At 71.2% G+C, this 21,293-nt stretch carries 17 protein-coding genes; 11 read left to right on the top strand and 6 right to left on the bottom strand.

What is annotated here, in order from left to right; translation table 11 throughout:
• Positions 1 to 131: 131 nt before the first annotated feature.
• The 3 genes from ACIREO_RS31845 (at position 132) to ACIREO_RS31835 (ending at position 2,780) form a co-directional block, all read left to right on the top strand.
• Entirely contained in the window at positions 132 to 617 is a 486-nt protein-coding gene (locus ACIREO_RS31845; RefSeq protein ID WP_404116479.1) for a peroxiredoxin, read from the top strand.
• 103 nt (positions 618 to 720) lie between these two features.
• Complete coding sequence (locus ACIREO_RS31840; RefSeq protein WP_404116478.1) at positions 721 to 1,242, top strand: hypothetical protein; 522 nt, start codon at positions 721 to 723, stop codon at positions 1,240 to 1,242.
• Positions 1,243 to 1,334: 92 nt separating this feature from the next.
• The gene (locus ACIREO_RS31835; protein ID WP_404116477.1) at positions 1,335 to 2,780 is read left to right on the top strand and encodes a flotillin family protein; all 1,446 of its coding nucleotides are present in this window, start codon (positions 1,335 to 1,337) and stop codon (positions 2,778 to 2,780) included.
• A gap of 32 nt (positions 2,781 to 2,812) precedes the next feature.
• On the opposite strand, the gene ACIREO_RS31830 is transcribed toward ACIREO_RS31835, so the two are convergent.
• Entirely contained in the window at positions 2,813 to 3,841 is a 1,029-nt protein-coding gene (locus ACIREO_RS31830) for a hypothetical protein (protein WP_404116476.1), read from the bottom strand.
• A gap of 161 nt (positions 3,842 to 4,002) precedes the next feature.
• Here ACIREO_RS31830 and ACIREO_RS31825 point away from each other — a divergent pair, with 161 nt between their 5' ends.
• Positions 4,003 to 4,500 (top strand): hypothetical protein, encoded by a 498-nt coding sequence (locus tag ACIREO_RS31825; protein WP_404116474.1) that lies wholly within the window; start codon positions 4,003 to 4,005, stop codon positions 4,498 to 4,500.
• Positions 4,501 to 4,519: 19 nt separating this feature from the next.
• On the top strand, positions 4,520 to 5,254 hold the full coding sequence (locus ACIREO_RS31820; protein ID WP_404116472.1) for a 5-formyltetrahydrofolate cyclo-ligase: 735 nt from the start codon (positions 4,520 to 4,522) through the stop codon (positions 5,252 to 5,254).
• A 103-nt stretch (positions 5,255 to 5,357) separates the two neighbouring features.
• Here ACIREO_RS31820 and ACIREO_RS31815 read toward each other — a convergent pair whose 3' ends face one another.
• Entirely contained in the window at positions 5,358 to 6,875 is a 1,518-nt protein-coding gene (locus ACIREO_RS31815) for an ATP-binding protein (protein ID WP_404116470.1), read from the bottom strand.
• Between the two features lie 95 nt (positions 6,876 to 6,970).
• Positions 6,971 to 7,534 (bottom strand): Uma2 family endonuclease, encoded by a 564-nt coding sequence (locus tag ACIREO_RS31810; protein ID WP_404116468.1) that lies wholly within the window; start codon positions 7,532 to 7,534, stop codon positions 6,971 to 6,973.
• Between the two features lie 336 nt (positions 7,535 to 7,870).
• Here ACIREO_RS31810 and ACIREO_RS31805 point away from each other — a divergent pair, with 336 nt between their 5' ends.
• The gene (locus tag ACIREO_RS31805) at positions 7,871 to 8,341 is read left to right on the top strand and encodes a cation:proton antiporter regulatory subunit (RefSeq protein WP_404116467.1); all 471 of its coding nucleotides are present in this window, start codon (positions 7,871 to 7,873) and stop codon (positions 8,339 to 8,341) included.
• Between the two features lie 2 nt (positions 8,342 to 8,343).
• Positions 8,344 to 9,591 carry a cation:proton antiporter gene (locus ACIREO_RS31800; RefSeq protein ID WP_404116465.1) on the top strand — a complete coding sequence of 416 codons (1,248 nt, stop codon included), beginning with the start codon at positions 8,344 to 8,346 and terminating at the stop codon, positions 9,589 to 9,591.
• 18 nt (positions 9,592 to 9,609) lie between these two features.
• Here ACIREO_RS31800 and ACIREO_RS31795 read toward each other — a convergent pair whose 3' ends face one another.
• A complete protein-coding gene (locus ACIREO_RS31795) occupies positions 9,610 to 10,557 on the bottom strand; it encodes a M56 family metallopeptidase (RefSeq protein WP_404116463.1) in 948 nt (315 codons plus the stop codon).
• An 8-nt stretch (positions 10,558 to 10,565) separates the two neighbouring features.
• A complete protein-coding gene (locus ACIREO_RS31790; protein ID WP_404116461.1) occupies positions 10,566 to 11,024 on the bottom strand; it encodes a BlaI/MecI/CopY family transcriptional regulator in 459 nt (152 codons plus the stop codon).
• 135 nt (positions 11,025 to 11,159) lie between these two features.
• Here ACIREO_RS31790 and ACIREO_RS31785 point away from each other — a divergent pair, with 135 nt between their 5' ends.
• A complete protein-coding gene (locus ACIREO_RS31785) occupies positions 11,160 to 11,615 on the top strand; it encodes a tellurite resistance TerB family protein (protein WP_404116459.1) in 456 nt (151 codons plus the stop codon).
• Positions 11,616 to 11,744: 129 nt separating this feature from the next.
• On the opposite strand, the gene ACIREO_RS31780 is transcribed toward ACIREO_RS31785, so the two are convergent.
• Positions 11,745 to 12,812, bottom strand: coding sequence for a PucR family transcriptional regulator (locus tag ACIREO_RS31780; protein ID WP_404116457.1), 1,068 nt, complete (start codon positions 12,810 to 12,812; stop codon positions 11,745 to 11,747).
• 287 nt (positions 12,813 to 13,099) lie between these two features.
• Between ACIREO_RS31780 and ACIREO_RS31775 the strand changes: the two genes are divergently transcribed.
• The 3 genes from ACIREO_RS31775 (at position 13,100) to ACIREO_RS31765 (ending at position 21,282) form a co-directional block, all read left to right on the top strand.
• Complete coding sequence (locus ACIREO_RS31775) at positions 13,100 to 13,729, top strand: hypothetical protein (protein ID WP_404116455.1); 630 nt, start codon at positions 13,100 to 13,102, stop codon at positions 13,727 to 13,729.
• Between the two features lie 109 nt (positions 13,730 to 13,838).
• The gene (locus ACIREO_RS31770) at positions 13,839 to 15,971 is read left to right on the top strand and encodes a flotillin family protein (RefSeq protein WP_404116453.1); all 2,133 of its coding nucleotides are present in this window, start codon (positions 13,839 to 13,841) and stop codon (positions 15,969 to 15,971) included.
• A gap of 424 nt (positions 15,972 to 16,395) precedes the next feature.
• The gene (locus ACIREO_RS31765) at positions 16,396 to 21,282 is read left to right on the top strand and encodes a DNA repair ATPase (protein WP_404116451.1); all 4,887 of its coding nucleotides are present in this window, start codon (positions 16,396 to 16,398) and stop codon (positions 21,280 to 21,282) included.
• The last annotated feature ends 11 nt before the right edge of the window (positions 21,283 to 21,293 follow it).

Below are 21,293 nucleotides of genomic sequence, written 5' to 3'. Positions count from 1 at the left end.
GGCGCCCGCGCACACCCCATATTCGGTGCCGGGCGGCGTACGGATGGGTGGAACGTGTCGATGCGTGGAAAGTGCCGTTCACTGGGGGACGCACAGACCGTTTCCCCTACGCGACCCAAGGAGCCGCCGACATGGCGTCAGGACCTCGAATCGGCAGTCCCGCACCGGACTTCACCCTCCCCGGAGGGGTGCTCGCCGACGACACCTTCACACGGCGCGACCACACGCTCTCCGCCGCGCGCGGCCGGTCCGTCGTCCTCGCCTTCTACCCGGGCGACAACACGGCGGTCTGCACCAAGCAGCTCTGCTCCTACTCCTCGGGGCTCGAAACCTTCGAGGGCCTCGACGCCGAGGTATGGGGAATCAGTCCACAGGGTGTGGACAGTCATGAGTCCTTCGCCCGTGGCCACGGCCTGCGCATGCCCCTGCTGGCCGACACGGGGCGGGAGACAGCGCGGGCCTACGGGGTCGCCGCGCCCGGCATCGGCGTACGCCGCTCCGTCTTCCTGATCGGCCCGGACGGCGTGCTGCGGTGGAAGCACGTCGCCCTGCTCGGCGCCACGTTCCAGTCGCTCGACACGCTTGCCCAGCAGCTTTCCGGCATCGGAACTCCGTGAAAACTGCCGGGTTCCGGCAGTGCGACCGCGGGGCCCTGCATGGGATCATTCAGGCAGTTCGACGGAGCTTTCGGGGGACAGCGAACAGCGGGGGAGTGATCATGTGACCGTTTTCCTCGGTCTCGGCATTGCGGGAATCGTGCTTCTCACGCTTTCCCTGATCTTCGACGGAATCCTCGAAGGGCTTTTCGGTGACGCCCTGGGCGGGCTGCTGGACGGCCTCTTCGACGGCCTGCTCTCCCTGCCCGTCATCGCCGGCTTCCTGTCGATGCTCGGCTTCGGCGGAGCGATCGTCCTCGGCACCACCGGGGCCGGCGTTCCTCTGGCGGTTGCGGGGGGTGCGGCGGCGGGCGTCGTCGCGGCCTGGCTGACCTGGAAGTTCAGCAAGGCCCTGATGGCGGACCAGACCACGGCCACGCCCACCGGCGACGACCTCATCGGCACCTCGGGCTCCGTGGTCACGCCGATCCCGGCCGACGGATACGGCGAGGTCCTGCTGCGACTTGCGGGCCAGACCGTGAAGTTCTCCGCGAAGAGCGCCGCCCCGGTCGAACGCGGCGCCGAGATCTGGGTGGAGGCCACGCTCTCGACCACCTCGGTCACGGTCCGCCCCGTCGAACGCTGACCAACGACCCATACGCCTGTCCGAAACTCGTAAGCCGAACAGACCGCCGTCCCACCGGACACTCCGTGGGGAGGGCAAGGGGGACACCTCTCATGAGTCCAGTTTTGATCGCCATCATCGGCGTTGTCGTACTTGTCGTACTTCTGGCCCTCGCCGTGATCACCCGGTACAAGGTCGCGGGTCCCAGCCAGGCCTTCATCATCACGGGCCGCCGCGGCAAGAAGTCCACCGATCCGGTGACCGGCCGCACCAGCATCGACAACAGCGGCCAGAAGGTCGTCGTCGGCGGCGGCGTCTTCGTCGTGCCGTTCGTCCAGCAGAAGTTCACCCTGGACCTCTCCAGCCGGCACATCCCCATCGCCGTACGGGGCGCCGTCACCCTGCGCGGTGTGAAGTCCAACCTCGAAGGCGTCGCGATCGTCAAGGTCGGCGGCAGCGAGGACGCGATCCGCGCCGCGGCCCAGCGCTTCCTCCAGCAGCAGAACGGCATCGTCGGCTTCACCCAGGAGGTGCTCTCCGGAGCTCTCCGCGCCATCGTCGGCCGCATGTCCGTCGAGGACATCATCCGCGACCGCGCCGCGTTCGCCGGGCAGGTCGCCGAGGAGGCCGAGGCCAGCCTCTCGGGCCAGGGCCTCATCCTGGACGCCTTCCAGATCCAGGACATCACCACCGAGGGCTCCTATCTGGAGGACCTCGGCCGCCCCGAGGCCGCCCGCGCCAAGCAGGAGGCCGACATCGCCGAGGCCATCGCCCGGCGCGCCTCGGAGCAGGCACGGCTGAAGGCGGCCGAGGAGATCGCCATCGCCGAGCGGACGTTCTACCTCAAGCAGGCCGAGATCAAGGCGGAGACGGCAGCCGCCACGGCCAAGGCCGACGCCGCGGGTCCGCTCGCCGATGCCGCCCGTCAGCAGGAGGTCCTCAGCGAGCAGGAGAAGGTGGCCGAGCGCCAGGCCGCTCTCACGGACCGTGAGCTCGACACCAAGGTCCGTAAGCCCGCCGACGCCGCCCGCTACCAGGCGGAGCAGGAGGCCGAGGCCCGCCGCATCGCCCAGGTCAAGGAGGCCGAGGCAGACGCGGAGCGCTCCCGCCTCACCGGTCAGGGCGAGAAGCTCCACCGCTCCGCCCTCGCCGACGCCGTACGCATCGAGGGTGAGTCCGAGGCGGCCGCCATCGCCGCGAGGGGCTCCGCCGAGGCCGAGGCCATGCAGAAGAAGGCCGACGCCTTCAAGCAGTACGGCGACGCGGCCGTCCTCCAGATGCTGGTCGAGGTGCTGCCGCAGGTCGTCGCCAAGGCGTCCGAGCCGCTGAGCGCCATCGACAAGCTGACGGTCATCTCGACGGACGGCGCCAGTCAGCTGTCCCGCACGGTGGCCGACAACGTGGCCCAGGGCGTGGAGCTGCTCAACTCCACCACGGGCGTCGACCTGGCAGCCCTGCTCCGCAACCTCCAGGGCAAGGCGGGCTCCACGGAGTCCGCACCGGCGGTGCCCGCCCCCGCAGCCTCCGCCGACGGCGAGAAGATCGAGATCAAGGACTGATCCGCACTCTCCCTGCGCCCGGCCGGTGACTGCTACCGGCCGGGCGCCTCCATGACCGGGCCCGCCCCTGCGCCCTGGACGGCGGCGAACTTCTCCCGCCAGGGCGTATGGGCGTACGGATCGTCGTGCGCCTGCGCCTCGGTCTCCGAGGCGAACTGCGCCGACCGCGCCTCCTCCCATGCCGCCCAGGCGGCCTCCCGGCGGCACGGGCCGCACCGCGTCTCGCCGTCCTCATCGGGCACCGGCCGGAAGAGATGCTCGTCCCCCGGCCCGACGCAGGCCACCAACGGCGCTACAGGCGCGGCCGGTTCGGGCTGTGGCACGGGCGCGGGCTCCTCGGGCAGCTTGTGTACGAGCCTGTGACGCAGGAATCCCACGGCCGACCGCACCCCACCCACCGGCAGATCGCTGACCAGCACCCGCCGCATGTCGTCGGCGGTGACCCCGCGCCGCAGCCACGTCACGGCGAGTTTCACCAGCTTCCGGGCCTCCGCCACGCCCAGGTGCAGCGAGCGGTGCGCATGCCGCAGGGACAGCAAGACCCGCTCGGCCTCGGCCGCTTCCGGTGCGGGTCCGGCCGACGCCGCGTCCTGTGGCTCCGGTTCGGAGGGTGGGTGGGATGAGTTCTTCTCCCGTTCTTCGTCTACCGGTGTGTAGCCACCGACAACCCGAGTCCCCGGCTGTCCGACCGTCGGATTCCGCTCACTCGGAGACACTGCCGAAGGCACGGGACTTCCGCCCCGGGCCGCCATCGCCTCTTCCGGGTGAAGGGTCACATTCGCGAGGAGCTGCTCGGTGGTCCAGAACCCACGCCCGCCCTGCTCCCGCCACTCGTGCAGGAACCCGTGCATGACCAGCAGCTTCTTGGCCTTCTGGTAGGCCCGCCCGGTGATCCCGAGGGCCCGCGCATGCTCGCTGAGGGCCACACCGCGCCGGTCGGCGGGGAGCCCCTGCACATACAGGAGGAGGATCTTCGCGTCGCTGCTCAGACGCTGATGACGGACCAATTCGTTCGCGGCCTTCGTATAGCCGCGGGACGGCGCGATAGCATGCCAAAGCATCCCGGTGGACTCTCTTTCCACTGGCGGTGAAGGTCCTCGGCGGGTGCTGGTTACACCCCCGGGGACCGCCGCCCCATGCGCGCGTGCACACGGAGCGTGATGACGCGCTTACCGTACCGCAGTTGAAACCGCTACCGCGCCACGACCGGAAATTCCCGACTGTGCTGCTCAGTGGTTGTTTCGCGGTCAACGGAACCAGGCGCCAGGAGGTGGCCGCACACCGGGCCGCGAGCTGCTCAGACTGCGAACGAGCCCTCTTCCACGCAGAACGCCAACTCGGCCATGCGGACGGCAGCGACGACGCCGCCGACCTCGTGTCGCCCACCCAGTTCGGCCGCCTCGCAGGCTTCTGCTACCTCTCGCTGGGCGACCACCGCAGGGCCGAAATCCTGTTGACCGACACGGCGGAGAAGCTACGGGACAGGCGGAAGTCACGCGCAATCGTGCTGGGAAACCTTACGCTCGCCCGTATCCGTCAACGCGATGTCGAAGCGGCGGTGGCCAGTCTCACCGAAGCCATCGCCGAGCTGGAGACCACACGCGGGGGCGGGGGCATGAACATCGTCTTCGGAGCCGCCCGTGAGCTGCGCCCCTGGCGACAGGAGCCCCTCGTCGCCGAGGTCCACGACAGACTGTTCGGCTTGATGACGGCAGCGTAGGAGAGAGAAGGAGACACCGGTGGCAGCCAACTCCCTGGACCACGCCAAGCACGCGGTACGCACCCAGGTCTGGGACGCCCTGACCACTGCGGACGCCGCCCACGACGCCTCCGTTCACGGCCGCATCCCCAATTTCAAGGGGGCAGAGGAAGCTGCGGCCCGACTCGCGGCACTCCCGGCCTGGCGACGCGCGAGTGTCGTCAAAGCCGTCCCGGACAAGGCCCAACTCCCGGTGAGGGCGAGAGCTCTGGAGGAGGGCAAAACCGTCTACATGGCGGTCCCTAAGTTGGCCGCCCTCAAGCCCTTCTACCTCCTCGACCCGGCCAGCCTCACTGTCCCGCCCGCCGAGGCTGCCGCGAGCCGTACCGCTGGCACGATCGCCCCTGCTGTCGAGGTCGACGCCCTCCGACCGCTGGACCTGATCATCCTCGGCAGCGTCGCCGTCAACCGCGACGGCGCCCGCATCGGCAAGGGCGCCGGCTACTCCGACATCGAGTTCGCCCTCCTCACCGAGGCCGGCCTGGTGAGCCCGGAGACTGTCATCGTCACAACCGTCCACACCCTCCAGGTGACCGACACCCCGATCCCCACCGCCGAGCACGACGTCAGTGTCGACCTGATCGTGACGCCCGACGAGACAGTCGTCTGCCCGAACCCTCACCGGCCCACCGGCGTCCACTGGTCCAGCCTCACAGCCGAGAAGATCGCCGCAATCCCGGCGCTGGCGGCACGACACGCTGCTTGTCGGCCGTAGCGGTGAGCGCCCGATCTCAGTAGTTGCCCAGGGGGTGCGGCCTCTCTGCCCGACTCAGGCCACCTGACCGTGGGTGGGGGCAAGGCCATGAGGGAAGGCCGGTTCATCGGCGGCGTGGGGCCGGAGCCGTCCCGCCGTAGAGCTCGTCCAGGCCGATGAGCAGGACCCGGTCGCCGCCGCGTGCCGCTTCGGTTCGCAGGGCGTCACTGAAGCCTGCCGCACTGAAGCAGGCGAGCGCGCATTGCTTGGTGTCCATGGATCGTGCGGTGAGGAGTTCCCTCGCCCGGGTGAGCCGCTCCAGGTGGCTCATTCCCATGACCGTGCCCCACTTCGCCTCGCCGAGCAGGTGCACCGCGGGCTTCTGGCCGCCGGACCCGGGCTCGACCGCTGCGACATCTACTTCTATCTGCCTGCGTGCGGCCCGGTCGGCCACCACACCTCCGCCGACCTGCCCCACCGCGGAACCGAGCAGGGCCCGCCCCGGCCCCAGGACGTACTCCCGGCACATCGCCTCGAAGTGCGGCCCGGCGACCTGGGCGGCGAAGCGCTCCGCCGACTGCGCCCATACGTCCGACGCCTGGCCGGCCTCCAGGCGGGCCCATGAGGGCCGCATCACGGCCTCGTAGAAATTGATCAGCGGCTCAGTGATGCGGTACTGCGACTTCCCTGCCCTGAAGATGTCCGCTTCCCGCGCCAGCAGATGACTGTCCTCCAACACGTTGAGGGGGTGCGAGATGTCCACCGCCTTGCGGCCGATGTACCCCGCGATCCCACCCCTCGTGGTGTTGCCCTGAGCCACAGCGGCAAGGACCGAGTGGTACAGAGCGGTGTCCCGGATGTCCGCCTCCTCGGCAAGGAGATACCTCGCCTCCCGGAAGAGCGGACTGAAAGGAGACAGGACCGTACGACAGAGCCAGTCGTCGAATTCCTCCAGGCTTCCGGGAACGTCGTCGGCCAGGAACTGTCGCCGGTACGCCGGTGTGCCACCGACCACGGCATGGAGCCGAGCCGCAAGGGCCGGACTGTCCGCGACGCCCCAGAAATCGGCCGCCGCCCGGTAGCCGAAGGGGCGCACGACAAGTTCCAGCTGCGCACGCCCCCGCAAGGGCGCCGTGCTGGCGAGCAGCCCACCCATGACGGACATCGCCGATCCGCACAGCAGGAGCCGCATCCGGCTCTCGTCGACCTGGAAGCGGTCGATCTCCCGCTGAATGACGGACGGGAGCTCAGGGGCGGTCCTGGCCAGGTACGGAAACTCGTCGATGACCACGAGCAGCGGCCCTTCGCCGTCCCGGGGCGCGGCCAGCCCGAACAGGTAGGAGATCGCGTCGTCCCATGTGGCGAACGAGAACGGAACCGGGGACCCCACGTGATCGGCGAGTGCCGCAGCGAACTGACGCAGCGACTCGGCTTCTGTTCCCGCCGTGGCTCCGAAGTAGAAGCCTCCATGCCGCTCGACCAGCGCGCGCAGCAGATACGTCTTGCCCATGCGTCGCCTGCCACTGACGATGCCGAGCATGGCGTGTGGCAAAGGCCGGTCGGCGAAGGCCGAGAGCCTCTCCCACTCGGCTCCTCGGTCGAAGACATGGGACGGTTTGTCCGGACGGCTGTGACGTCGCACCTGGCAGCTCCTTAGGAGTACACCCCATAGAAGCGTACTCCTAACAAGTGCGGTGGCTCATCGCAGCAGCCCGTGAGAAACCGCCAGGTGCCGGATCAGACCGCCGACAGATCGCCCGTGTCGATGTCCACGTCGAACGGCTCCGGCAGGCGCAGCACCGTCCCGAACGGATGCGGTCCGTCCACGCACGTGTACCCGAGCCGTCCCGGCTCCGAGAACAGGGTCACGCTGCCCTCCATGCGGTCCACGAGGAGATACAGAGGCGCCCGGTACTCCGCGTAGCGGCGCCGCTTGACCACCCGGTCGGTCTCGGCGTTCGACTCCGAGGTGACCTCCACGATCAGCAAAGTCTGGTCCGGAAGAAGCGCACCCCCGCCCTTGGCGAGCTCTTCGGGCACCACCGCGATGTCAGGCACGTACCAGTTGGAGGAGCCCGGCAGGTCCAGGTTTCCCGAGCCTTCGACGCAGCCCAGCTCATCGACCCGACCCTCGATCTGCCGGCGGACGAGCTTCGCGGCACGCTCGTGGTCCCAGGTCGGTGACACCGGCTCGATGATCCCCTCGATGATCTGGACGCGGTCCCCGCGAATGTGCTGAACAGCGAACTTGAGGGCCCGCTCGGCATCGACACCCTGGCTGTAGTCAGGCGCGCTCGTCATAGGGTCCCGCTTCCATCCATGTCCACGACTATGGCTACCCAGCATCATGCCGGGCCGTCGCCCGCCCCGGTGCGATCGACAGCGAGACGCCAAAAATCCCTCATTCGTGATCAAACTGCGCACCATCTCTACGCTTCCTCGGAAGGTGCGATGAACGATCCCGTCCCGCCCTCCGCCCCAGCGGCTCGTCAGTCACAGGCGAGCGGCACAACCCCGCATCGGAGCCCGCCTCTCGGGCGTCCCGACACCCGGATGCGGGGTCCGGTTAGGGTAATAGGCAGATAAAGAACTGATCAAAAACGCGCCGTGCCGCCGCGTGCTCCTCGGGAGGAAGCCATGGGAACCCACCGCACATCGCTGCCAGGAGTCGGCGTCCAGTACGACTACACCACGGAGTCGGGGCAGCACATCTCCGTCGTCGTGCATCACGACGGCCGGCGGTTCCTGGGGTTCTACGAGAAGGACGACCCAGATTCGTGCGTGCTCTCCGTGCCCCTGACGACCACCGAGGCCACCGGGCTCGCGCATCTCATCGACGCGGCGCCGATCGACGCCGTGCGGACCGACGGGATCGATCTGGTCACCGAGCACATCCCGCTCGGGACCCGTTCTCCGTACGGCGGGCGGCTGCTCGGGGACACCCGGGCGCGGACGCGGACGGGAGCCTCGATCGTGGCCGTGCTGCGTACGCACAGTGCGCATCCGTCGCCGGGGCCGGACTTCCGGCTGGCCATCGGGGACACGATCGTCGTCGTAGGAACGCGTGAGGGCGTCGACGCGCTCTCCGAGATCATCGCGGAGGGCTGACCATGCACGACACGACTGCACTGCTGGTGGAGCTGGGCGCCGTCATTCTGGGGCTCGGCATCATCGGAAGATTCGCCGGCCGGATAGGGCTCTCGCCGATCCCGCTGTATCTGCTCGCCGGACTCGCGTTCGGGGACGGCGGCCTGCTGCCGCTCGGCGCCAGCGAGGAGTTCACCGCCATCGGGGCGGAGATCGGCGTCATCCTGCTCCTGCTCCTGCTCGGGCTCGAGTACAGCGCATCGGAACTCGTCACCAGCCTCAAGACGCAGTACCCGTCCGGGGCCGTCGACTTCGTGCTCAACGCGACACCCGGCGCGATCGCCGGTCTGATGCTCGGGTGGGGGCCCGTGGGGGCCGTCGCGCTCGCCGGGGTCACCTGGATCTCGTCGTCGGGCGTGATCGCCAAGGTGATGACCGACATGGGCCGGCTCGGTAACCGCGAGACGCCCGTCATCCTCGGTCTCCTCGTCATCGAGGACCTCGCGATGGCCGTCTATCTTCCGCTTCTCACCGCGATGCTGGCCGGCGTCGGTCTGGCCGGCGGCAGCATCGCCCTGCTGATCGCGCTCGGGACCGTCGGGTTCGTGCTCTATCTCGCGCTGCGCCACGGCCGGCTCATCAGCCGTGCGGTGTCCTCCGACAACCCGGAGATGCTGCTGCTCGTCGTCCTCGGGCTCACCGTCCTGGTGGCCGGTGTGGCACAGCAGCTCCAGGTGTCCGCGGCCGTCGGTGCCTTCCTCGTGGGCATCGCCCTCTCCGGCGAGGTCGCCGAGGGTGCGCGCAAGCTGCTGACGCCGCTGCGGGACCTCTTCGCCGCCGTCTTCTTCGTGTTCTTCGGGCTGTCCACCGACCCGGCGGAGATCCCGCCCGTGCTGCTTCCGGCCGCGCTGCTGGCCATCGTCACGGTCTTCACGAAGATCGGCACCGGCTGGTACGCGTCCCGGCGGGCCGGGATCGGTCCTCGGGGCCGCTGGCGTGCGGGCGGCACACTGGTCGCGCGCGGGGAGTTCTCGATCGTCATCGCCGGTCTGGCCGTGGCGACGGAGCCCCGGATCGGGCCGATCGCGACCGCGTACGTGCTGATCCTGGTGATCGTCGGGCCGCTCACCGCCCGGTGGACGGAGCCGGTCGCCTCGAAGCTCCAGGCCGCGCTGGCCGGCAAGCGGAAGAAGCCGGCCGTGGCGGCCGAGCAGCCGATGCCGTCGCACGACGACCTCACGCCGGAGCACGCCGGGCGCGACTCGGACTGACGACCCGTCGGAGGCGGTTCAGAGCGGGGTGGCCGCGTGGAGTATGCCGACGAGCGTCACCGTCGCGTTGAGCGACGACAGCGCCGAGGCGACCGTCCCCGTCGTCGCGGTCACTGCCGCAAGGGCCAGATGCGCGGAGGCCGGGGGCCAGAGTCCCACCGAGGGTTCGGGGTCGAGCAGCGCCGCCACCCGGCGCGGCACGGGGCCCGCCGCCGCGAACGCGGGAAGCATCCCGGGCCCCGGACGGTGCGATAACAGGGCCGCCCTGCCGACCGCCGTGGCGACGGCCCTGCGACTGCCGACCGCGTACGCCGCGTCCTCGTCCGCCCAGCGCTCGGTGCTGTACGCCACCGCCGTACGCAGGGGCAGGAGGAACGGGTTGGCCCGGGCCGCCAGCTGCGTCGCCAGCAGATAGCGGTGGTGGCGGCCGGTCAGGTGCGCGCGTTCATGGGCGACGAGCGCGGCGCGTTCCCGGGCGTCCAGGCAGTCCATCATCGCCGTGGAGACGACCACCCGGCCGCCCTGCCCGCGCCGTCCCGGGAGGGCGTACGCGTACGGCTCGGGGGACGGGACCAGCGCGAGGTCCCCGGCCGAGCCGCCACCGGACTCCGGCAGCGCGCGGGCGGCGCGGAGCCGGATCCTGGTGTGCCGAAGCAGGGTGGAGCAGCAGGCCGCCAGCACCGCCCCCAGGACGCCGATCGCGATCAGGCCCGCCTTCTCCTCGTACGGCACGGCGGCGCGCACCTCGGGGTCCGACCAGCCGTCGGGCAGCGGATTGCCGGGTAGCTGGGCGGTGCCCACCACCATGAGCAGGGCCAGGCAGAGGGTGCTGCACAGGGCCAGCGTGGAGCCCACGACGGCCAGCAGCAGGGTGGCGCTCCGGGGATGCAGATGCTGTTCGGCGAGACGCGCCATGGGCAGGGCGGACAGCGGCAGGACGAGTGGAAGGTAGACGAAGACGCCCATCGTGGTGGCTATCGGCCTTCCGGGCCGGCGGGGTCGTCGGGGCCGGTGGGGTCGTCGGGGTCATCCGCCGCGCGGGAGAGCAGCGCGCGGAGCCTCGCCTCGTCGCCTGGGGACAGTGCCGAGACGAACCGGGCGAGGACGGCCTCCCTGTCGCGTTCGCCGTCCAGGACGCGTCGCATCCGCAGGGCGGCGAGACCCGCCTCGTCGGATGCCGGGGTCCAGACGTAGGAACGGCCCTGGCGGGTGCGGGTCACGGCCTTCTTCGCGTAGAGGCGGGAGAGGATCGTGATGACCGTGGTGTAGGCGAGGTCGCCGTCGAGGTGCTCCTGCACCCAGCCGGCCGTAGCGGGACCGCCCGCGGAGCGCAGCACGGTCAGCACCTGGGACTCCAGCTGTCCCTGGCCGCGCCTGGGCAGCCGGGGGCCGTCCCGGGTGGAGTCTTCGTCCGCGCCTGTGGGCCTGTTCATCCGCCGCATCCTACTGAGTGACCGGGTACCGGCTTGTGGGCCGCCGTGCTGCCGTCGGCCACCCGAGGTTCTTCTACACAGTTGTAGAGTTTCACTGGTTCCCGCACCACAGGCAACGCAACGTATGGAGACGTCATGGCCCTTTGGGATCGGATCAAGGAATCCGCGTCGACGATGCAGACGCAGCTGGAGGCGAAGAAGAACGACCTCAAGAGCGGGGCGTTCCGGGACGCGAGCATGGCCATGTGCGCCCTGGTCTCCGCGGCGGACGGTTCCATCGACCCGTCCGAGCGGCAGCGCGTGGCCTCGCTGATCGCCACCAACGACGTGCTGCAGAACTTCCCGGCGGACGACCTCCAGCGCCGGTTCAACGACTACGTGAACAAGCTGACGGCGGACTTCGCCCTCGGCAAGGTCAGCGTGCTCCAGGAGATCGCCAAGGCGAAGAAGAAGCCCGCCGAGGCGCGTGCCGTCATCCAGATCGGCATCGTGATCGGCGGCGCCGACGGCGACTTCGACAAGTCGGAGCAGGCCGTCGTGCGCGAGGCGTGCTTCGCGCTGGACCTGCCGCCGCACGAGTTCGACCTGTAGGGCGAGTCCTGCAAGTAGCGCCGTCCGCCCGGAGGGCGGGCGGGACTTGCAGAACACTCCCTGCTCCCGCGGCGTACGGCCCGGGGCCCTCCGGACCGTACGCCTCGCGGCCCGCCCCGCCCGGGGGCGTCAGAGCTCCTTCGCGGGCCAGTCCAGCAGCCGGGCGCCGATCACCGCGGTCTGCAGCGTGTAGCGGTGCGTCGGGTCGGACGGGTCGGAGCCGGTCAGCTGGTGTATCCGCTCCAGCCGGTACGTCAGCGCGCGCACGCTCAGCGACAGCCGGCGCGCCGTCTCCGCGGCGACACAGCCCGCTTCGAAATACACGGACAGCGTCCGCAGCAGGGGTTCCGCGCCGCCCCGCGCCTCCTTGAGCGGGCCGAGCTCGCTGCGCACCAGATCGGCCATCGCCTGCCGGTCCCTGGTCAGCACCGGATAGACCAGCAGGTCCGCGGCGTACAGCACGGGGTCGTCGAGGGCCATCCGCCCAGCCAGATCGAGGGCGTCGAGCGCCTCGTCGTAGGAGTGGACCACCCCGCCGGGGCCGCGGTGCGGGCGGCCGACGGCGACCTGGCCACCGTCCGTCGCGGCGTGCGCCTGCTTCGCGAAATACCGCAGGACGTCCGGCTGGCTGCCGGGGGCTATGCAGACGAGGCGCCCGTCCTTCGTGGTGAGCAGGATCTTCCGGCCGCTGAAGCGCGCGAGCAGGGCCGCCTCCACGCTGCGGGGCACCGCGTCGGACTCGGTGTACGCCTCCGGGCCCGCCGCCACCGCGACGGCGTGGGCCCGCGAGAGCCGCAGCCCGAACCGGGTGGCGCGCTCCGCGAGGCGGCCCAGGTCGCTCCGCCCGTACAGCAGGTCGTCGATGAACTCCCGCCGCGCCGCCTCCTCACGCCGCACCGTGATGCGCTGCGCCCGCTCGAAGCCCTCCGCGAAGGCGTCGACCGCCTGCTCCACGGCGCCCAGCACCGCGTCGGTGGCGCCCGCGCCCCCCGTGGTGAACGGCCAGGCTCCACGGGTCTCCGAGAGATGGAGCCGCACCAAGGCCCGCAGCTGGTGCCCGGCCTCCGCGGCCTCGCGGCCGAGCGTGCGCCGCGTCTCCAGCTCGTCCCGGGTGAGACGGCGGCCGGTGTCCGCGACCTCGGCCAGGATCTGGGCATAGCCCTCCAGGAACCGTTCGGAAATCTCGGGCTCCGCCACCGCACGCTCCTCCACACATCACCGGCATCGTCATCTCCTCAACGCACGGGACCCGGTGCCGGTGCCCGGCAGGCAGCCTGGGTGAAGGCTGCCGGATTCCGGCAATGCGCCAGGACCGCCCCGACTGACACGATCTGTTCAGCAACACACGGGGGAAGCACGGGGGTTACGGGGGATCACGGGGGAAGAAAACCGGTTGCTGCGGGGCCGTTCGCGGTGTCGCAGCACCGGTCCCTCCCGACGCCGCCCGGTCCCCGGACCGAACGGCATCACAGGGGGTGGACCGGATGAGCGAATTCCTTTCCGCGGCAATCGCGTTCCCGGCCGTCGTCTTCGGCGGCGCCCTGGTGGTCGTCGTCTGCTTCTGGCTTCTGGTGCTGGCCGGAGCGGCCGGACCCGACTCCTTCGACACCGACCTCGACACCGAGGCGGTCGGCTTCGGCGGGGTGCCCGTCTCCGTGTCGATGTCGCTGTTCGTCGTCGTTGCCTGGTTCACCGGCCTGGCCGGCTCGGTCCTGGTGCTCCGAAGCGGAGCCACCGGCACCCTGCGGGCCACTCTGCACCTCGCCGTACTGGCGGGTGCACTTCTGATCGCCTGGGGGGTGGTCCGCATGCTCGTACGCCGCTTCCGCCGGTACTTCCCCGCGGAACCTCCCCCGTCCCGTGAGGACTTCGTGGGCGAGGTCTGCACGATCCGTACGGGATCCGTCAGCGCCGACTTCGGGCAGGCCGAGGTCGCCGCCGCCGACGGGTCGACCGCGATCGTGCAGGTACGGCAGCCGTCCGTGCCCGGTGATGTGTTCGCCTCCGGCAGCACGGGCCTCCTCTACGCCTACGACGCCGACGGCGAGTTCTTCTGGGTCTCGCCCTACGACGCGTCGCTCGCCCCGCGCCCACTGCCGCGCAAGGCCGGCTGAACCGCCCTTCCGTCCTCCGGGCCCCCGGGCCCGTGGTTCCGCGCGCCGTCACACGGGCACCGGCCCTCCCTCTTCTTCTTCGTACGCCCCACCAGCCGCAAGGACTGACATGGATGCCATCTCCTGGGGCATCGGCGTGATCGTCGCCGTTGTCCTGCTCATCACAGTCGCTCTGCTCTTCGTCATCACCCGGCTCTTCCGCAAGGTCGAGCAGGGGAAGGCGCTGATCATCTCCAAGACCAAGAAGGTCGACGTCACCTTCACCGGTGCGGTGGTACTCCCCGTGCTGCACAAGGCCGAGACCATGGACATCTCGGTGAAGACCATCGAGATCCGCCGCACCGGGCGCGAGGGCCTGATCTGCCAGGACAACATCCGGGCCGACATCCACATCACGTTCTTCGTCCGGGTCAACAAGACCATCGAGGACGTCATCAAGGTCGCGCAGGCCATCGGCACGGAGCGGGCCAGCGACAAGGCCGCCATCCAGGAGTTCTTCGCCGCGAAGTTCTCCGAGGCGCTCAAGACCGTCGGCAAGCAGCTCGACTTCGTCGACCTGTACACCAAGCGTGAGGAGTTCCGGGACCGGATCATCCGGGTCATCGGGACCGACCTCAACGGCTACCACCTCGACGACGCCGCGATCGACTTCCTCGAGCAGACGCCGATGGCGCAGCTCGACGGCGCCAACATCCTGGACGCGCAGGGCATCCGGAAGATCACCGAGCTGACGGCGATCGAGCACGTACGGACCAACGAGTTCCAGCGCACCGAGCAGAAGGAGATCACCCGGCAGGACGTCGACGCCCGCGAGACCATCCTGGAGCTGGAGCGCCGGCAGTCGGAGGCGGAGATCAAGCAGCGCCGCGAGGTCGAGACCCTGCGGGCCCGCGAGGAGTCGGCCACGGCCCGGGTGCAGGAGGAGGAGCGGCTCGGTTCGCAGAGCGCGTTCATCCGCACCGAGGAGCAGCTCGGAATCCAGCGGGAGAACCAGGCGCGTGAGGTCGCCGTCGCGCAGAAGAACCGTGAGCGGGTCATCGCGGTGGAGAACGAGCGCATCGAGAAGGACCGGCTGCTGGAGGTCATCGGGCGCGAGCGGGAGACCGAGCTGAACCGGATGGCCGCGACGAAGGAGGTCGAGGCCGAGCGCCGTGAGGTCGCGGACGTGATCCGGGAGCGGATCGCGGTGGACCGCACGGTCGCCGAGCAGGAGGAGTCGATCCTGACCCTGCGGTCCGTCGAGGAGTCGGAGCGCACCCGCAGGTCCGTGATCATCGCGGCCGAGGCGGAGGCGCAGGAGAAGCTGGTCAAGGACATCAAGGCGGCCGAGGCCGCGGAGGCTGCGGCGGTCCACCTGGCCGCCGAGCAGCTGACGCTCGCGGACGCCCGGCTGAAGACGGCCGACCTCGACGCGCAGGCGAAGCTGCGGCTGGCGGAGGGGATCCAGGCCGAGTCCGCCGCGGCGGGTCTTGCGGAGGTCCAGGTCCGGGACGCCGAGGCCGAGGTCACCGAGAAGGCCGGCCGCGCGGAGGCCGAGGCGACCGGCGCCAGGCTCAGGGCAGAGGCGGAGGGCGCGCGGCTCAAGGCGCTGGCGACCGCGGAGGGCACGCAGGCGCAGGCGTCCGCCGACGCGGCGGTGATCGGCGAGAAGCTGAAGGCCGAGGCGGCGGGGCTCACGGAGAAGGCCGCGGCGATGGCCGCGCTGGACGATGCGTCGCGCGGGCACGAGGAGTACCGGCTGCGGCTGGCCGCGGAGAAGGAGATCCGGCTCGCGGAGTTCGACGTACAGCGGACGGTGGCCGAGGCGCAGGCGACGATCCTGGCGACGGGTCTTGAGAACGCGGACATCGACATCGTCGGCGGGGACTCGGTCTTCTTCGACCGGCTCGTCTCGTCGATCTCGCTGGGGCGGAGTGTGGACGGGTTCGTGGAGAACTCGAAGACCGCGCAGGCCCTGGCCGGGCCGTGGCTGGACGGCAGCGGGTCGTTCACGGACGACCTGACCCGGGTGCTCGGGTCCGTCTCCTCGGGGGACGTGCAGAACCTGACGGTGTCCGCGTTGCTGATGCAGCTGATGCGGGGTACGTCGGGGGCGGCCACGGGGCAGGTACGGCAGTTGCTGGCCGCGGCGGAGGAGCTGGGTCTCGCGGGGATGACGGTGTCGTCGCTCGCGGGTGGTGGCGGCGGGGCGGTTGCGGCGGAGCCGTCGCGGAACGGGGCCGCGCCTGCGGGGGTGGCGTAGCCACCGGGGGCGGGTCCCGCTGCCGGGGGGGGCGGGCCGGGCTGTGGGGTTCCGCCCCTCCGGGCGTGAGGGTTCCGTCCTCAATCGCCGGACGGGCTTGATATTGGCGCCCCGGACCGTGGGGCTCCAGCCCGATGGCGGGAAAGTTCCGTCCTCAAACGCCGGACGGGCTTGATATTGGCGCCCCGAACCATGGGGCTCCAGCCCGATGGCGGGAAAGTTCCGTCCTCAAACGCCGGACGGGCTTGATATTGGCGCCCCGGTCCATGGGGCTCCAGCCCCTCCGGGCGGGAGGGTTCCGTCCTCAAACGCCGGACGGGCTTGATATTGGCGCCCCGGGCCATGGGGTTCCAGCCCGATGGCGGGAGGGTTCCGGTGCCCCGGGGCGTTGTCAGCGAGTGTTATTCCGTAGGGAGCCGTACGCATGGACCGTGACACCACACTCACCGATGGCGGTGCCTACGACGTGCTCCGGCGGCGGCTCGGGGCGCAGGCCGACGAACTCGTCCGGCGGGCCGAGGCGCTCAACGCGCGGCGGACCGAGGAGTTCGGGTCGGCCGGGCTGCGGCTGCTGGCCACCGAGCAGGTGCACACCGAGCGTGCCTCGCTCGCCCGGGACCTCGTGGCGGTCGGCGGCCGGCTGCTGTTCGGCTTCGAGCGCGGGCCCGGGGGCGGAGGGGAGGCCGGGGTCGGCGACGTCCTCGTCCTGAGGGAGGCCGGCCTCGACGAGGTGACGGGCGAAGGGCCGCTGGCCGACGAGGCGTTCGTACGGGAGTTCGCGGGCCTCCACCGCTACTTCCGCGACGCCCGGCTGCTGCGCCTGCGGAGGGTCAACGGCCGGCTGATCGCCGTGTTCCGTACCGGCGACAGCACCGAGGACGTCCGTGTCCTGCGCTGGGCGCTGGGCCCGGACGGGACGCCCGGGGAGTTCCTGGACGGACGCGGCGACCGGGACCACGTCTTCCCGCCCTCGCACGACTTCGACTGGACCCCGGCGGGCCGGGACGCCCACCGGCCGGGCCGGCACCCGCACATCGCGGTCGCCGACGGCGCGCTGTTCGTCGACACCCTGGGCGGGACGCTCACCGTCAAGGCCGAGGACGACACCGAGACGCCCGACGGGATCTACGAGGAGCCCGTCGACGAGCCCCTGCAGTCCCTGGCGGACGCCGACGTCGAGTACGCGCAGGCCGGCCCCCTGGTGCTGCTGCGGGTGCGCCCGTACAAGGAGGAAACCTGGCGCCACCTCGTCTTCAACACGCTGCTCGGCCGGGTCCAGCGGCTGGACGCGATCGGGCCGTCGTGCCACCGGCTCCCCGAGGACCAGGGGATCATCTTCCCCGGCGGCTACTACCTCACCACCGGCGCGGCCAAGACCTTCGACACCGCCGAGGAGCTCACCGACCCCGTCTTCGAGGGCGCCGTACGCTCACCCAACGGCGAGGACGTGCTGTACGTCTTCCGGTCCCGCGACGAGAGCCGCACCCTGCTCCTGCCGTACAACCTGATCCGCCAGGAGGTCGCCACCCCGCTGCTCGGCCGGGGCCACGCGCTCCTGGACGACGGCACCCTCATCCTGCTGAAGGGCGGCGAGGACGGGCCCGCCCGCGTCCACCCCTTGCAGCGCTGGCAGACCCCGTACGTCTCCGACACCTACGCCGCCTCGCGCCCGGCAGGAACGGGCCCGCTCGCCCGGACCGGCAACGCCGACCTGGTGCGCGGGATCTCCGACTGCCTCGCCCTGGCGCACGGTGTCCACGACATGACGCCGACCGCCGCCGTGTACGCCCGGCTCGTCGCCGACTGCGCCCGCGCCGGCGACCGCTACCACTGGCTCACCGACCCCGGCCTGGGCGCACTCGCCGAGCCCCTGGCGGAGATCGGGACCACCGCGGGCCAGGTCCTCGCCGAATTCGAGACGGTGCAGGAGCTGACCCGGCAGGCCGCCGACGCCCTGGAAGGGACGGCCGTCCGGCTCACCGCCCTGGTCCGCCGCATCCGGGGCGAGGCCCCGCGCCCGGCCGCCGCCTGGGTCGAACAGCTCACCGAACTCCGGCGCGTCCACGGGCATTTCGCGACGCTCGCCGAGATGCGGTACGCGGACACCGAGCGGATCGCCGCGCTGTCCGCCGAGGCCGAGGACGACCTGGCGTCGGCGGCCCGGCGGGCCGTCTCCTTCCTCGCCCGCGACGACGCCTTCACCGGCTATCACGAGGAACTCGCCTCCCTCACCGAGGCCGCCGAGGCGCTGACCGCCGTCGCGGACGCCTCGGAGACCGGCGACCGGCTGACGGAGATCACCGAGGGTCTCGCGACCGTCACGGACGTCGTGGCCGGGCTGGACATCGGGGACGCCACCGTCCGTACGTCGATCCTGGAGCGGATCGCCGGGGTGCTGGGCGACGCCAACCGGGCCCGCGCCACCCTCGACGCCCGCCGCCGTGAGCTGCTGTCGAAGGAGGGCCGGGCCGAGTTCGCCGCCGAGTTCGCGCTGCTCGGGCAGGCCGTCACGGGGGCGCTGGCCGCCGCCGGCTCCCCCGAGGCGTGTGACGAGCAGCTGGCGCGGCTGCTGCTCCAGCTGGAGAACCTGGAGTCCAGGTTCGCGGAGTCCGACGACTTCCTCGGCCGGCTGGCCGAGCGCAGGACCGAGGTCCACGAGGCGTTCTCGGCCCGTCGGCAGGCCCTCCAGGACGCCCGCGCCCGGCGGACCGAGCGGCTCGCCGACTCGGCCGCCCGGGTGCTGGAGACGGTCACCCGGCGTCTGGCCACGCTGGAGGACCTGGACGCCGTCCACACCTACTTCGCCTCCGACCCGATGGTCGCAAAGGTCAGGCGCACCGCCGACGAGCTGCGTGATCTCGGCGACCCGGTGCGCGCCGAGGAGCTCGACGGGCGGCTGAAGGCGGCCCGCCAGGAGGCCGGCCGGGCGCTGCGGGACCGGGGCGAGCTGTACGCCGACGGCGGCACGGTGCTCAAGCTGGGCAGGCACCGGTTCGCGGTGAACACCCAGCCCTTCGATCTGACCCTGGTCCCGCAGGGGGACCGGCTCGCTTTCGCGCTGACCGGCACCGACTACCGGGCCCCGGTCACCGACCCGGAGTTCGCGGCGACCCGCCCCTACTGGGAACGGCTGCTGCCCTCGGAGTCGCGGGACGTCTACCGCGCCGAGCACCTGGCCGCCCGGCTGCTGGACGAGCACGGCGCCGACGCCCTGGCCGGCACGGAGGACCTGGCCGCCTTCGTCCGGGAGGCGGCAGCAGCGGCGTACGACGAGGGCCACCAGCGGGGCGTCCACGACGCGGACGCCACCGCGATCCTGACCGCCCTGCTGGAGCTGCACGCCGGGGCCGGGCTGCTGCGGTACGAACCCGCCGTGCGCGCGGCCACCCAGCTGTTCTGGGCACACGGGGCGGACGACGCCCTGCGCGCGTCCTGGTCACGCCGGGCCGTGTCGCTGGCACGGGCCCGCGACACCTTCGGGCTCGCACCGGCGATCGCCGTCCTCCAGGAGGAGTGGGCGACGGTCATGGGCGCGGGTGACGCCGCCGCCGTGTATCTCTTCGAGGAGCTGACGAGCGGCCCGGCCGGGTTCGTCACGAGCGCCGCCACCCGCACGTTCCTGGAGAAGTTCCGCCGGGCCACCGGGACCTCGGCGTACGACGACGACCTGGCCGCGCTCCACGACGACCTGCCGGCCCGGCGCCAGCTGGTCGAGGGCTGGCTCGGACCGTACGCCGCCGCGAGCGGAGCCGAGCCTGACGCCGGGGACCTGGCGGAGGCCGCTGCCGTCGAGCTCTGCCCGGATCTGGAGCGGTACGACTGCGGCGCCCCGCTCACCGCGACGGTGGACGGGCTGCTCGGCGACCATCCCCGCGTCGACCGGGGGGCGCTGCCGGTCCGGCTGGACGAACTCCTCGCCCGCACCGCGGGGTTCCGGGCCGAGGACGTGCCCGGGTTCCGCGCCTACCAGCGGCTGCGCACCACGCTGGTCGACTCCGAGCGCGCCCGGCTGCGGCTGGACGACCACCGGCCGCGCGTCATGTCCGCGTTCGTCCGCAACCAGCTGCTGGACGAGGTGTATCTGCCGCTGATCGGGGACAGCCTCGCCAAGCAGCTCGGCACCGCCGACGCGGACCGCCGCACCGACTCGCAGGGCCTGCTGCTGCTCGTCTCCCCGCCCGGTTACGGCAAGACGACGCTCATGGAGTACGTCGCCGACCGGCTCGGCATGGTCCTGGTGAAGGTCAGCGGGCCGAACCTCGGCCACGACGTGACCTCCCTCGACCCCGCGCAGGCGCGCGGGGCGACGGCACGCCGCGAGATCGAGAAGATCAACTTCGCGCTGGAGTCGGGCAACAACACGCTGCTGTACCTGGACGACATCCAGCACACCTCGCCGGAGCTGCTCCAGAAGTTCATTCCGCTCTGCGACGCCACGCGCCGTGTCGAGGGGGTGCGGGACGGCGAGCCGCGCAGCTATGACCTGCGGGGCAAGCGGTTCGCGGTGGTCATGGCGGGCAACCCGTACACCGAGTCCGGCGACCGGTTCAGGATTCCGGACATGCTCGCCAACCGGGCCGACGTATGGAATCTCGGCGAGGTGCTGAGCGGCCGGGAGGACGTCTTCGCGCTGAGCTTCGTGGAGAACGCCCTCACCGCCAACCCGGTCCTCGCCCCGCTCGCGGGCCGCTCCCGCGCCGATCTCGCCCTGCTCGTGCGCATGGCTTCCGGTTCCGGCGCCACCGTGCGTGCCGACCGGCTGGAGCACGCGTACGCGCCGGCCGAGCTGGACCGGATCGTCTCCGTCCTGCGCCATCTGCTCACCGCCCGGTCCACCGTCCTCGCGGTGAACGCGGCGTACATCGCCTCGGCGGCGCGGACCGACGCGACGCGCACCGAGCCGCCGTTCCAGCTGCAGGGCTCCTACCGCAACATGAACAAGATCGCCGAGCGGATCGTGCCGGTCATGAACGAGGCCGAGCTGTCGGCCGTCGTCGACGACCACTACGCGGGCGAGGCCCAGACCCTCACGACGGGCGCCGAGTCGAACCTGCTGAAGCTGGCCGCCCTCCGGGGCACCCTCACCCCGGCACAGGCCGAGCGCTGGGCGGCGGTCACCTCCGCCTACGTACGCACGCAGGCCCTCGGCGGCCCCGACGGCGACCCCGCCTCCCGGGCGGTCGGTGCGCTGGGACTGCTCGCGGACCGGATCGAGGCGGTCGAGGCAGCCATCGAGCGGGCCGCCGGCCCCCGCCTCGCGGACACCGGCCCACGCCCCCGTCACGCGATGATCACCGACACGCCCGACTGATCCGGAGGGAG

The organism is Streptomyces sp. NPDC102441, assembly GCF_044765585.1.
GTDB lineage: Bacteria > Actinomycetota > Actinomycetes > Streptomycetales > Streptomycetaceae > Streptomyces.
Note: the sequence above shows the minus strand (reverse complement) of the source record. Positions and strands in the feature narration are given on the sequence as shown.